Annotated in this window: 12 protein-coding genes; 9 read left to right on the forward strand and 3 right to left on the reverse strand. The window is 61.6% G+C overall.

All coding sequences use genetic code 11. From position 1 onward, the window contains the following. Window positions 1-77: 77 nt before the first annotated feature. Window positions 78-230 (reverse strand): hypothetical protein, encoded by a 153-nt coding sequence (locus BLW71_RS41840; RefSeq protein WP_177205170.1) that lies wholly within the window; start codon window positions 228-230, stop codon window positions 78-80. 27 nt (window positions 231-257) lie between these two features. Next, window positions 258-1,160, reverse strand: coding sequence for a YihY/virulence factor BrkB family protein (locus tag BLW71_RS36190; RefSeq protein WP_091808267.1), 903 nt, complete (start codon window positions 1,158-1,160; stop codon window positions 258-260). 165 nt (window positions 1,161-1,325) lie between these two features. On the opposite strand from BLW71_RS36190, the gene BLW71_RS36195 reads away from it, so the two are divergent. From BLW71_RS36195 to BLW71_RS36225, 7 genes are all read left to right on the forward strand, one after another. Next, the gene (locus BLW71_RS36195) at window positions 1,326-2,516 is read left to right on the forward strand and encodes a ligase-associated DNA damage response exonuclease (RefSeq protein ID WP_286162202.1); all 1,191 of its coding nucleotides are present in this window, start codon (window positions 1,326-1,328) and stop codon (window positions 2,514-2,516) included. Next, on the forward strand, window positions 2,513-4,189 hold the full coding sequence (locus tag BLW71_RS36200; protein WP_091808272.1) for an ATP-dependent DNA ligase: 1,677 nt from the start codon (window positions 2,513-2,515) through the stop codon (window positions 4,187-4,189). Before BLW71_RS36195 ends, BLW71_RS36200 begins: the two co-directional genes overlap by 4 nt. Before the next feature lie 339 nt (window positions 4,190-4,528). Beyond that, window positions 4,529-4,987: a response regulator gene (locus BLW71_RS36205; RefSeq protein WP_091808275.1), complete on the forward strand. Its 459-nt coding sequence runs from the start codon at window positions 4,529-4,531 to the stop codon at window positions 4,985-4,987. Between the two features lie 213 nt (window positions 4,988-5,200). Beyond that, entirely contained in the window at window positions 5,201-6,067 is an 867-nt protein-coding gene (locus BLW71_RS36210; protein ID WP_091808278.1) for an SDR family oxidoreductase, read from the forward strand. A 170-nt stretch (window positions 6,068-6,237) separates the two neighbouring features. Next, window positions 6,238-6,786, forward strand: a complete 549-nt coding sequence (locus BLW71_RS36215; RefSeq protein ID WP_091808280.1) for a (2Fe-2S)-binding protein — start codon at window positions 6,238-6,240, stop codon at window positions 6,784-6,786. After that, window positions 6,783-7,787 carry an FAD binding domain-containing protein gene (locus tag BLW71_RS36220; protein WP_091808283.1) on the forward strand — a complete coding sequence of 335 codons (1,005 nt, stop codon included), beginning with the start codon at window positions 6,783-6,785 and terminating at the stop codon, window positions 7,785-7,787. Before BLW71_RS36215 ends, BLW71_RS36220 begins: the two co-directional genes overlap by 4 nt. Further along, window positions 7,784-10,036, forward strand: coding sequence for a xanthine dehydrogenase family protein molybdopterin-binding subunit (locus tag BLW71_RS36225; protein WP_091808285.1), 2,253 nt, complete (start codon window positions 7,784-7,786; stop codon window positions 10,034-10,036). The genes BLW71_RS36220 and BLW71_RS36225 overlap by 4 nt, the downstream gene beginning before the upstream one ends. Before the next feature lie 137 nt (window positions 10,037-10,173). On the opposite strand, the gene BLW71_RS36230 is transcribed toward BLW71_RS36225, so the two are convergent. Further along, window positions 10,174-10,578, reverse strand: coding sequence for a PRC-barrel domain-containing protein (locus tag BLW71_RS36230; protein WP_091809299.1), 405 nt, complete (start codon window positions 10,576-10,578; stop codon window positions 10,174-10,176). Between the two features lie 222 nt (window positions 10,579-10,800). On the opposite strand from BLW71_RS36230, the gene glgX reads away from it, so the two are divergent. Then, window positions 10,801-13,017, forward strand: coding sequence for a glycogen debranching protein GlgX (gene glgX, locus BLW71_RS36235; RefSeq protein WP_091808287.1), 2,217 nt, complete (start codon window positions 10,801-10,803; stop codon window positions 13,015-13,017). Window positions 13,018-13,164: 147 nt separating this feature from the next. Next, on the forward strand, window positions 13,165-13,344 hold the full coding sequence (locus BLW71_RS36240) for a DUF2934 domain-containing protein (protein WP_091808289.1): 180 nt from the start codon (window positions 13,165-13,167) through the stop codon (window positions 13,342-13,344). The last annotated feature ends 197 nt before the right edge of the window (window positions 13,345-13,541 follow it).

A 13,541-nucleotide genomic window follows, 5' to 3' on the forward strand; every position in this document is an offset into this window, starting at 1 on the left:
GGGACTCGGAGCGAGAGGTCTTGCGTCTGACGCTGCGACCATCGTTTGGTTCCGGCGCGCATGTGATCCGCGCGCGGTCAATCCCGTATGATGCAATCGGCATTGGCATTGGCATTGGCATTGGCATTGGCATTGGCATTGGCATTGGCATTGGCATTGGCATTGGCATTGGCATTGGCATTGGCATTGGCATTGGCATTGGCACGGCGGAAAGTGGCGGGCAGACGCACGCCGCAGGTTTTCTATTCGCGTTTCCGTCAACCGGTCTCGATCTTCGGCTGCGGCGCCTCAGGTGACTCGGTTCCGAATCGTTCGTATTGCGAAATCACCTGTGCGCCGAATAGCAGTAGTGTTGCGAGCCACTCCAGGCTGAACAGGATCACGATCGCCATGGTCAGCGATCCATACACCACGCTGACTTGCGAGAGCGTGGCGAAATACCAGACCAGCACATGCCGGGTGATCTCCCACAGCGCGGCGGCAACTATGCCGCCGAACAGCGCATGTTTGAGCGAAGGGCGTCCGACCGGCATCACCATATAGATCGAAGTCAGCACGAAAATCTCGCCCGCGAGGCCGAGCAGATACAGCACGACGCGAGAGAGTCCTTGCAATGAAACGTGCAGCCCGAACAAATCGATGCCTTCGGCGCCGATCGCCTCGAGACCGCTCGACACGAAGGTGACGATCAGCAAGCCCACGCCGAGAAACAGGATGTAGCAATACGGCAGCATGGCCGAGAGCAGGAAGTGCCGTCGCCGCACCACCACGCGGTGAACGAAAATCAGCGACATGGCGTTCTCCAGAACGGTGAAGGCGAGCGAGCTGAAGAAGATCATGGTGAGCAGCAGCACCCAGCCGATCACCGCGCGATGCGCGAGAAAATTGGCCAGTTCGCGCACGAGCGCATTCGATTGACCCGGCACCAGCCATTGCAACAGATGCGCGAGCGCCGCCAGTAAAACATGTTGCGGCACGACGCGGGACAAGGCGATCACGATCAGGATCATTAGCGGAACGATCGACAGCAGCGCGTAATATGCGACCGCGCCGGCGAGCAGCAAACCCTGGTTCGCACGAAAGGCCTTCAAGGTTTGCAGCAGGAAAGTACCGGGATGTTTCGCTACATACAACACGTGATCGTCGATGATGGTTTGCATGGGACCTCTCAGCGCGCGTTGCGAACTCTGCGGGCATGCAGACTTTGTCGACGCGCTTGCCTTGTCACTTAAGCAAGTATGCGGCCATACTGGATAACGCTGTCGTTCGGATGCGGCGGCCCGGCAAAGTGCGCCGGGAATGCAGTTTGCTTGGCGGCTGTGGCGATGTTGCATCAACCTGCTTCAGGACCCCACTTGAACCTAGCCTCTGACCACGCGGACAGCGCGGACCTGGTGGTTGCGCGGCCCGAGGGACTGTACTGTCCACCCGGCGATTTTTATATCGACCCGTGGCGCCCTGTCGAACGCGCCGTGATCACGCATGCGCATTCCGATCACGCGCGCTTCGGGCATCGCCACTATCTTGCGTCGCGAGCGGGCGCGAACGTGCTGCTGTCGCGTTTGCCCGGCATTTCGCTGCAAACCCTGGCATATGGCGAGCGTCTCGATCTCAACGGCACAACCGTCTCGCTGCATCCCGCCGGGCATGTGCTGGGCTCGGCGCAATTGCGGATCGAGCATCGAGGGCGCGTTTGGGTCGCATCGGGCGACTACAAGCTCGACCCCGACCCGACTTGCGACGCTTTTGAACCGGTACGGTGCGACACCTTCATTACCGAGTCGACCTTCGGCCTGCCGATCTATCGATGGGACGCGCCGCAAACCGTATTCGATGGCATCGATTCGTGGTGGCGTCACAACGCTGCCGAAGGACGCGCGTCGGTCCTGTTCTGCTATTCGTTCGGCAAGGCGCAGCGCGTGCTGGCGAGCGTCGACGCGGGCATTGGTCCGATCTTCTGTCACGGCGCGGTCGAGCCGCTCAATCGCGCGTATCGGCAAGCCGGGGTCAGCTTGCCGCCGGTGCGTCCAGTCAGTGAGATACCGGTCAAGGACAAGGCCGTGTTCCGGCAAACGTTGATCGTTGCGCCGCCGTCCGCGCAGGGCAGCGCGTGGCTCAAGCGCTTCGGCGACTACAGCGACGCGTTCGCTTCGGGATGGATGCGGTTGCGAGGAGCGCGCCGCAGGCGTGGTGTCGACCGCGGTTTCGTACTGTCGGACCACGCGGATTGGCCCAGCTTGCAAACGGCTATTCAGGCGACTGGCGCCGCACGCGTAATCGTGACCCACGGGTCCGTCGAGCCGATGGTGCGCTGGTTGCGGGAACAGGGCCTCGAAGCGGGCGCGTTTGAAACGCAATACGGCGACGATACGGTCGAAGCGGACGCCGCGGGTGCGGATGAAACAGCCGCTACGGGCAACATAAAACTTCCACTCGATCAGACGGGCGAGCAGGACGAGTCCGCCGATAACGCCGCCACGCTCGCTGATCCCGTCAACCCGGCGAGTAGCGCATGAAACGCTTCGCGGCCCTCTATACCGCGCTCGACGCGACCACCTCGACGCACGACAAACTCGAGGCGCTCACCAGTTACTTTGCCGTGGCCGAGCCGGAAGATGCGGCGTGGGCATCGTATTTCCTCGCTGGCGGTAAGCCGCGCCAATCGGTGCCCACGCGTCTTCTGAGCGAGATCGCCCGCGAGCGTGCCGGTCTGCCGGCATGGTTATTCGAGGAGTCGTATCACGCCGTGGGCGATCTGGCGGAGACCATCGCGCATATTCTGCCGCCCGCGCAGCGCACCTTCGAACTGGGTCTCACGCAATGGATCGAGCAGCGCATTCTGACGTTGCGAGGGGCGGCGCCGGAAGAGTTGCGCACGCGTTTGCTCAGCTATTGGGACGAACTCGATTGGGGTGGCCGCTTTCTGCTGACGAAACTGATTGGCGGCGGGTTTCGCGTCGGCGTGGCGCGGCAACTGGTGGTGAGGGCGCTTGCGGAAGTGGCGGGCGTTGATCATAAGCGGATTGCGCAACGTATGGTCGGTTGGACCGACTCGCAACAGAAGCCCGACGCCGCGCGCTATCTGCGTTTGATCGCACCCGAAGCAACGGGTGACGATGCACAAGCCGGCGAGTCCCAGCATGACAGCGATCTCGGGCTGCCGTATCCGTTCTTCCTGGCCCATCCGTTGCAGGCTGATCCGGCCACGCTTGGCGATCCCTCGCAATGGCAGGTCGAATGGAAATGGGACGGCATTCGCGCGCAGCTCGTCAAACGCGGCGGACGCGTCTGGCTGTGGTCACGCGGCGAAGATCTGATCACGGACCGGTTCCCCGAAGTCGCGGCGCTAGGTGAGGCCTTGCCAGACGGCTTCGTGATTGATGGGGAGATCCTCGCGTGGGAACCGGGCGCAAGCGCGCCATTGCCATTCGCGCGCTTGCAACCCCGTATTGCCCGCAAAACGCTGACTAAAAAAATCCTCGCCGATTCGCCCGCCACGCTTCTTGCTTACGATCTGCTCGAAGCGCACGGCAGGGATTTGCGCATGACGCCGCTTGCCGCGCGGCGCGTCCAACTGGATGCGCTCGCAACCGCCATGGAAGGCACGCTCGCGCGTGATCTGCTGCGCGTGTCGCCGCTCGTGCGCGCGCCTGACTGGCATGCGCTCGCGGCGTTGCGCGATGAGAGCCGTGCGCGTGGCGTGGAAGGTCTGATGGTGAAGGAGCGCGAGTCGATGTACGGAGTGGGCCGGACCAAGGCGTCCGGCACATGGTGGAAATGGAAAATCGATCCTTATGCAGTAGATGCCGTGCTGGTTTACGCACAGCGTGGACATGGCCGCCGGGCCAGTCTCTACACCGATTTCACATTCGCGATATGGGACGAAGCGGACGGTGTACGCACGCTCGTACCGTTCGCCAAGGCGTATTCCGGACTGACTGACGAAGAAATGCGCCAGGTGGATGCGATTGTGCGCAAGACCACGATCGAGAAATTCGGTCCTGTGCGCAGCGTGACGCCCACGCTGGTATTCGAAATCGGCTTCGAGGGCATTCAGGCGAGCCCGCGTCATAAATCCGGTGTGGCCGTGCGGTTTCCGCGCATGCTGCGCTGGCGCACCGACAAACATATCGACGACGCCGATACGCTCGCCATGCTTAAAGGCTTCATCGACGATCCCTCGGGATAAACCCGCTGAGTAGAAATCCCTAAAGCGTGCAAGTGGCAGCCGCCTCGTGCACGCGGCAAGCGCGGCCCGCACAGCCGTTGTGCGTCTGATCGACGCACAGAGGGCATTTACCGCGAAATTCGCACTGTCTCCTGGTATTAAATCCATGAGCGGTGATTTATGGCGTGAGCTATGGTGGTGAGGTAAAGCGTATGCGGCGGCCCGTTGAGCGCCGTGCAACGCACACCGAAACCTTCGTCCGGCGCACGATGGATTTTGTCCGTACGTCGGGAGCGAATCTTGCGCGCGTGTTCCGAAGTGCCTGCGAGTAGCGCATGGAAGAATGCCAGGGAGAAGAGGGTGACGTTCGACGACCGTATGGATGAAAACGACGACGTTGTCGTGTGGAGGCCGATCCAGTACGCGATGGCCTCGCACCGGCGTGTGCTCGTGGTGGACGATTACCGTGAAGCGGCGGAGGCATTGCAGATGTTGCTCACCGCCGACGGCTTCGAGTGCCGCGCGCTCGAGGACCCGCTTGCGGTCTGCGAGATGGCGCGCGAATGGCAGCCATTCGCGGTGGTGCTCGACATCAAGATGCCGGGGCTCGACGGACTTGAGCTGGCTCGCCGCCTGCGCGCACACGCTTCGACTTCCCATATGCTGCTGGTGGCGTGTACCGCGTTTGCCTCGCGTGACGACCGGGCCCGCGCCAAAGCGGCCGGTTTCGACGCACATTGCGCCAAGCCGCTGACGCCCGAGCGTTTGTTGCGCGTACTGGAATCAGCCGCTGCACTGCACGAGGCCGGACGACCGTAAAGGCTGCGTGCGCTTTGAAAAAAAATCCCATGCCATCGATCATGCTATTGCCGAAAGATTGAATCAGGAGCAGGGGATGCAGATCAAATTCTCCTTCCGGCATGACGAAGTTGTAGAACCCACGATAGAACACGGGTCCACGGGTTGCTGATTGTGTTGCCATGCGGTGTGTATTCACACATTGCGCAATCTCATCGCAACCGGAGATCCGTCATGAGCGACACGCAACGTCCTGCACCACCTTTCCCCAACCAGCAACAGACCCACACGCCAGGGCTCACCGCGCCGATGCAACCGCAACCCGACCACGGCGAGCGGTCCTATCGAGGCACGGGACGTCTCGCGGGCAAAGCGGCGATAGTCACCGGCGGCGACAGCGGGATCGGCCGCGCCGTTGCCATCGCATTCGCGCGCGAAGGCGCCGACGTGCTCATTTCGTATCTGAACGAGGACGACGACGCGCGCGAGACCGCGCGTTGGGTCGAGGAGGCGGGCCGCAAAGCCGTCTTGCTGCCAGGTGACATCACGAAGCCCGCGCATTGCAATACGATCGTCGATCGGGCTATTGAGGCTTTTGGCCGGCTGGACATTCTTGTCAATAACGCCGCCTACCAGATGAGCTATCCGTCGCTCGATGCGATCAGCGACGAAGAGTGGGACAAGACCTTCGATACCAACATAGGTGCGATGTTCAGGATCACGCGGGCCGCGGTCAAACATATGAAACCCGGTGCCGCGATCATCAATACTACGTCGATCAACGCGGATCATCCTAATCCGGGTTTGATCGCGTATGCGACGACCAAGGGCGCGATTCAGAACTTCACGGGTGGCCTTGCGCAATTGCTGGCGGAGAAGGGCATCCGTGCCAACTGCGTGGCGCCCGGACCGATCTGGACGCCGCTGATTCCTTCGACCATGCCGCCGGAGAAGGTCGAGAAGTTCGGCGAACAGGTGCCGATGAAGCGGCCCGGTCAGCCCGCCGAACTTGCGGCGGCCTACGTGATGCTCGCCTCCGATGAAGCCAGCTATATCTCCGGCGCAACTATCGCGGTCACCGGCGGATCGCCGATCATTTAGGTCGATTGAATTAATCCGGCAGCGCTGCGTTTCCTTTGTTCGACGATAGCTTCGTTCGCCAGCACGACGCAGACGCGGCGCGAGCGCGGACCGACGTGCCGCGGTGGCACGTCGCTTGCGCAACCCCGCTGTATCGCTTAGCGACCTATCGTCAGGAGAAGGAGAAACCCATGGATACCCCAATCGCGGACTCGGCGCTCGATCTCGCGCCGAGTGAAGTCGAGCGCGTGCCCGTCACGTTCGAAATCAACGGCAAAACCCGGCATTTCGAAGTGGAAGCGTGGACCACGCTGCTCGATCTGCTGCGCGAACACTGTCATCTGAGCGGCACAAAAAAAGGCTGCGATCATGGGCAATGCGGCGCCTGCACGGCAATCGTCGACGGCCAGCGGATCAATACCTGTCTTGCGCTCGCGGCCGTGCGCGACGGCGCATCGATCACGACGATCGAAGGCCTCGCCGATGGCGACACGCTGCATGTCATGCAGCAGGCGTTCATCGACCACGATGCGTTTCAATGCGGCTACTGCACGCCGGGGCAGATCTGCTCGGCCGTCGCCATGCTCGACGAGGGCCACGTGAAGTGTGCCGACGACGTGCGCGAATTGATGAGCGGCAACCTGTGCCGCTGCGGCGCTTACACGAATATCGTCGCGGCGATTCTCGACGCCGCTGACTTGCCGAACAAGCAGCGCACCGGCGAGGGAGCGCACTCATGAACCGCTTTTCTTATACCCGCGCGAGCGCGGTGCCTCAGGCAATCGATCAGCATCGCGCCGATGCGACGGCGGCGTTCATTGCGGGCGGCACGAACCTGGTCGACTTGCTGCGCGAAGACGTGACGCATCCTGCGGTGCTGGTCGATATCAACCGTTTGCCGCTCAGGCAGATCGAGACGACGGAATCAGGCGGACTCAAGATTGGAGCATTGGTAACCAACAGCGCGGTTGCGTACGACCGCGCGGTGGCCGCGCGCTATCCGCTGCTGGCCAAAGCCATTCTGGCCGGTGCGTCCGCGCAGATCCGCAATGTGGCGACAGTCGGCGGCAATCTGCTGCAACGCACGCGCTGCCATTATTTCTACGACGCCGGCACACCCTGCAACAAACGCGAACCGGGAACGGGCTGCCCGGCGCTGGAAGGCGTGAACCGTATTCATGCCATTCTCGGCGCAAGCGATCAGTGCATCGCCGTGCATCCGTCGGACATGTGTGTGGCGCTTGCAGCGCTCGATGCCAGCGTGCATCTCGCCGGTAAGGACGGTACGCGTACGTTGCCATTTGCAGACTTTCATCGCCTTCCCGGCGACACGCCGAACATCGATTCGAATCTGCGCGACGATGAATTGATCACGGCGATCGAGTTGCCGAAGCAGGGCTTCGCCACCCATTACGCTTACGTGAAAGTGCGCGACCGGGCCTCGTATGCGTTCGCGTTGGTGTCCGCTGCAGTGGGTGTGGAACTCGACGGCGACACGATCGTGAACGCGCACTGCGCGCTCGGCGGCGTGGCGCACAAACCGTGGCGCGATACCGTTGCGGAAGGGGGCTTGCGCGGCAAGCGCCTCGATGCCGCCACCGTGCGCGATTTCGCCACCATGCTATTACGCGGCGCCCACGGCTATCGGGATAACGCCTTCAAGATCGAACTGGCGGCACGCGTCATCGCGCGCGCGTTCGAATTGGCGACGCAACGTTCGATTGAGGAGACCGCACCATGAACCGCGTCGAATCATTGCCGGTCACACGGGCGACCGGCGTGCCGCACAACCGCGTGGACGGGAAGCTGAAAGTTACCGGCGCGGCGCACTATGCCGCTGATTTCACGGCTGAAGGTCTCACTTATGGTTTCGTCGTGTCGAGCACTATTGCGACAGGCCGTATCGTGTCGATCGATTTATCCGCCGCGTTGGCGTTGCCGGGCGTGCTGCTGGTGCTGACTCATCAGAATCGCCCAGCATTGCCGCTCGAAGACAAAGCGTACAAGGATATGGTCGCGCCAGGCGGCAGTCCGTTCAGGCCGCTATGGGACGATCGCGTCTGGTACAGCGGACAACCTGTCGCCCTGGTCATTGCCGAGTCGCTGGAACTGGCGCGCTATGCGGCGTCGCTCGTGAAAGTCCGTTATGAAGCCACGCCGCATCAAACCGACTTGAGCGAAGCAGTGATGAGCGCGGTGCCGCCCTCGACTGAAAAAGGCGGCTTCGAACCACCGCCGCCGGCTCGCGGCGACGCGGACACGGCGCTGGCGAGCGCTGTCGCGCGCGTGGATACTTTCTACAGCACGCCCGCGGAATATCACAATCCGATGGAAATGCATGGGTGCACCGTGGTGCCGGACGCGCAAGGGCGCCTGACCGTGTATGAAAAGACTCAAGGCGTCGGCAATACCAAGTCATATCTCACCAACGTGTTTGGTCTGAAAGACGACGAGGTGCAGGTGATCGCGCCGTTCGTCGGCGGTGCGTTCGGCTCGGGGCTGAGGCCGCACTATCATCTTGCGCTCGCGGTCATGGCAGCGCGCGAACTGAAGCGGCCTGTCCGGCTCACGTTGACACGTCAGCAGATGTTCACGTTTGCCCACCGCCCGCAATCCATCCAGCGTGTCGCACTCGGTGCGGGCGCCGACGGCAGATTGCAGTCGGTGATTCACGAAGCGGTGTCGGAGACCTCGCAATACGAAGACTACTGCGACGTAGTCGTCAATTGGGCGGGGCAACTGTATCAGTGCGACAACGTCACGATGGGCTACAAGGTCGCGCGAATCGATGTGCCGACGCCAGCGGACACGCGCGCGCCAGGCGCGGCACAAGGGCTTTTCCCGTTGGAAATGGCCATGGACGAACTGGCCGAAGCCTTGCAGATGGATCCACTCGATCTGCGTTTGCTCAATTACGCCGAGCGTGACGCCAACAAGAACTTGCCTTTTTCCAGTAAAGCATTGCGCGAGTGCTTTCGCGAAGGCGCGGCGCGCTTCGGCTGGGACAAACGGCCGCTTGCGCCGCGAGCCCGGCGCGAAGGTCATGAACTGATCGGCTGGGGCATGGCGGCTGGGGTGTGGGACGCCATGCAGAACGAGGCGTCCGCGCGCGCGGTGATGACGCGCGACGGCCAGGTGAAAGTCTCGAGTTCGACCGCGGATATCGGCACCGGCACCTACACGGTGATGTGCCAGATCGCCGCGGATGCGCTCGGCGTTTCGATTCACGACGTCCAATTCGAACTCGGCGACACACGCTTGCCGAAGGCGCCGATTGAAGGCGGCTCGTGGACGGTGTCGTCAGTGGGCAGCGCGGTGGATGTCGCCTGCAAGCGCCTGCACAACCGCCTCGTCGAACTCGCGCGGCAACATGGCGGCGCACGTTTCTCGAGCGTTGCACGCGAAGACATCCGCCGCGTGGGTGAGCGTCTCGTTTGCGGCACCGGTGCAGACGATGCGATCACTATCGACGCGCTCTTCAGTCGCGCGGGCATCGACGAACTCGACGAGCAGGCCAACGTGCAACCGCATGAAAAGCAACAGGCGTATTCGATGGGCACGCATTCCGCCGTATTCGCCGAAGTGCGCGTGGACGAAACGCTCGGCACGGTGCGAGTGTCGCGCGTGGTCAGCGCGATCGCCGCGGGGCGAATCATGAATCCGAAGACGGCGGCCAGCCAGATTGCCGGTGGCGTGGTGTGGGGCATCAGCATGGCGCTGCACGAGCATGGTCAGTTCGACCATACACTCGGGCGGCAAATGAATCACAACTTCTCCGAATACCATGTGCCGGTCAATGCCGACATCCACGACATTGATGTGTTGTTCGTTGAAGAACACGACGATATCGTCAATCCGTTGGGGGCGAAAGGCGTGGGAGAAATCGGCGTCGTGGGTGTGGCCGCTGCGGTGAGCAATGCAGTCTGGCACGCAACCGGCAAGCGGGTGAGGGCGCTGCCGATTACGCTGGATAAGCTGTTAGGAGGCTGACGCGCGCGAGGCGCAGAAGTCTTCGCCAGACGGCTCGCGCCCTCGCGTGGGCCCGGTGGAGGGCGGCATTTTCACCGTCCCCCGCCGGGCGCGCCGACTCGTCAATAGCCTCGACGTTGCAGCAAATGCCTGAAGACTCAATCCGGCGCGTACTTGAATTCAGGCAGCGTTTCAAGCGACTTTTTCGTGGCTTCCGGCAGCACTACACGACGGTTGTTGATCTGCAAATCGTTGAACGGAACGGCGACGAGATGTTTGCCCATGCCCAGAAAGCCGCCTACCGACAGGATTGCGTATGTGCCGCGATCTCCGCTCGGCGACACGATCAGGTCGTCCAGGGTGCCGATCGTGTCTTTGTTCTTGTTATAGACATCGGCGCCGCTTAGCTTGGAGGCACGATAGCCGCTGGCGAGCTGGACCACATCCGTGCGCTTTTCCGTGATCGCTTGCGGCGCGCCTTGAGCGTAAGCGTTGCCATATGACGCGAATGTGGCGAGCAGCAATGCTGTGGCGGCGAGCGGTTTGAGTAGTGTTTTCTTCATGACGAACTTCTCCCTGATATGGTCTGGCGCTTTGTGGTGCACTGCGGTGAGCGCCATGTCGGCTTCGATTGTGCGAGCCTGCCCTGATAGCTGCAAAATTTGTGCCGCACAGGCTCGTTGCCGTTGCGATCGTGTCAGGTCCGTAATTTGCTATCTCAGCGGGCTTGCTGTTCACTGCTTAAAACATGCGCGTCAGCGCCTCTTGCTTCCACAGGAACCCCTATGTCATCCCAAGCCAACTACTCGACGCGTATCGCGGAAGGCACGCCTTTTCCGCTCGGCGCGACATGGAACGGAAGCGGCGTCAACTTTGCGCTGTTCTCGGCGCACGCCACCAAGGTTGAACTTTGCCTGTTCGATGAAACCGGCGAAAACGAAATCGAACGCATCGAATTGCCGGAATACACCGACGAGGTCTGGCATGTCTTCGTGCCGAATCTCAAACCGGGCGCCGTCTACGGCTATCGCGTGCATGGTCCTTATGAACCCGAGAAGGGACATCGTTTCAATCCGAACAAACTTCTGCTTGATCCGTATGCGAAAGCACACATTGGCGAGTTGAAGTGGGCGCCGGAAATCTTCGGCTATACGCTGGATTCCGAAGAAGGCGATCTCTCTTTCGATGAGCGCGACAGCGCGCCCTTCGTGCCGAAGTGCAAGGTGGTCGACGCCAATTTCTCGTGGAGTCATCCCGAGCGCAATGCGTTGCCGTGGGAACGCGTGATTTTTTACGAAGCCCATGTGCGCGGATTTACCAAACGGCATCCCGAAGTACCCGAAAATCTGCGCGGCACATTCGCCGGACTCGGGCAACAGGTCGTGCTGGACTACATCCGGAGTCTCGGCGTGACATCGGTCGAATTGATGCCGGTGCAGACTTTTGTCAACGACAGTTATCTGCTCGACAAGGGCCTGACCAACTACTGGGGCTACAACACCATCGGCTTCTTCGCGGCCGATCCGCGTTTCTTCGCGTCGTCGATCGATTCGGTGGGCGAGTTCAAGGAAATGGTGGACCGCTTTCACAACAACAATCTCGAAGTCATTCTCGACGTGGTGTACAACCACACGGCCGAAGGCAACGAGCGTGGGCCGACGATCTCTTTCAAGGGAATCGACAACGCGTCGTACTATCGGTTGATGCCTGATGAGCCGCGCTATTACATCAACGACACCGGCACCGGCAACACGCTGAACCTGTCGCATCCGCGCGTGCTGCAAATGGTGACCGACAGCCTGCGCTACTGGGTGACGGAAATGAAGGTGGACGGTTTCCGTTTCGACCTCGCCACGATTCTCGGCCGTGAACTGCATGGTTTCGACGAAGGCGGCGGTTTCCTCGACAGTTGCCGGCAGGACCCGGTGCTGTCGAGCGTGCGGCTCGTGGCCGAGCCGTGGGATTGCGGCCCTGGCGGCTATCAGGTCGGCGGCTTTCCGCCCGGCTGGGCCGAGTGGAACGACCGCTTTCGTGACACCGTGCGTGAATACTGGAAAGGCGACGAGGGGAAGGTCCCCGATCTCGCCACGCGTCTCACCGGTTCCGGCGACAAGTTCAACCATCGCGGCCGCCGCCCGTGGGCGAGCGTAAACTTCATTGCCGCGCACGACGGCTTCACGCTCAACGATCTCGTCTCATACAACGACAAACACAATGAGGCCAACGGCGAGGACAACAAGGACGGCCACTCGGATAACAAGTCCTGGAACATGGGCGTGGAAGGTCCGACCGACGACCCGGAGATTCGTCAGCAACGCGAGCGCCAGAAACGCAATCTGCTGGCTACGCTGCTGCTCTCGCAAGGCACGCCGATGATTCTTGCTGGCGATGAATTCGGCCGCACGCAGCAGGGCAACAATAACGCCTACTGTCAGGACAACGAGATCAGCTGGGTTGATTGGGAAGCGATCGACGACGACGGCCGCGCGCTGACGGAGTTCGTCAAGAATCTGACCACGCTGCGGCACCGTCTGCCGGTTTTGCGGCGCGGTCGCTTTCTCACCGGTGAATACAACGAGGCGCTGGAGGTCACGGACGCGCGCTGGCTTTCGCCCGACGGCACCGATCTTTCGCAGGAGCAGTGGGACGATCCGTCCATGCGCTGTTTTGGCCTTGTAATCGACGGCCGCGCGCAGGCGAGCGGGATTCGCCGGCCGGCGTCGGACGCGACTTTGCTACTGGTGCTGAACGCGCATCACGATGTCGTCAATTTCACGCTGCCGGACATTCCCGAGGGCGATCGGTGGACTTGCCTGCTCGACACCAACATGCCGGTGCGCGCGGAATTGCCTCATTTCGCCGCCGGCGACGCGTATCAGGTGACCGGCCGCTCGCTGCTGCTGCTTGCGCTCGAAGCGCCGAGCCGCGCCACACAGCGTGTATTCGATCGCCTGGAAGAGCAACTCACCACCGACGAAACCGAACCCCCTGCACAGGATTGACGAACCGTTACGAAGGCCTCCAACGGGCTGGCGCCGGCGGGTATAGCGCTTGCTCGTTTCCCGATGACTGCGCGCCCGCTGCCTTCAGCGGCGGGCGCGCAAGTCAGCCGATACCGGCCTTCGTCAGCTCTAACTGAGGGTGATCAAATGGAACAGGAACAAACCTCTCAAGAGGAACAGATTCGCACGCGCGCTTACTACCTGTGGGAACAGTCAGGTGATCAGAAGGGCACGCCTGACGAGTATTGGGAGCAGGCACGCGCTGAAATAGAAAAAGAGGCGCCGCCGACGGAAAGTGGTCCCGTGGGTGAGAAGCCTGCGAATTAGATGCGCTGTCAGGCAGATATCGAGCGAGCGCGGCATTGAAGAAAAGGTGGCCAGACGGTTGGCCGCAAAGTGAAGTGCAGCTACGAGTTGCATCGTCGACGCCCGCGCGGCCCGCTGCCGCGATGCCGTCGGCGTGCGCAACCTGGATGAGCTGCCACGCCTGACGAGAACGGGAACGTAACGGAGCCGAACAGAGC

Origin of the sequence: Burkholderia sp. WP9, from assembly GCF_900104795.1 — a bacterium.
GTDB lineage: Bacteria > Pseudomonadota > Gammaproteobacteria > Burkholderiales > Burkholderiaceae > Paraburkholderia.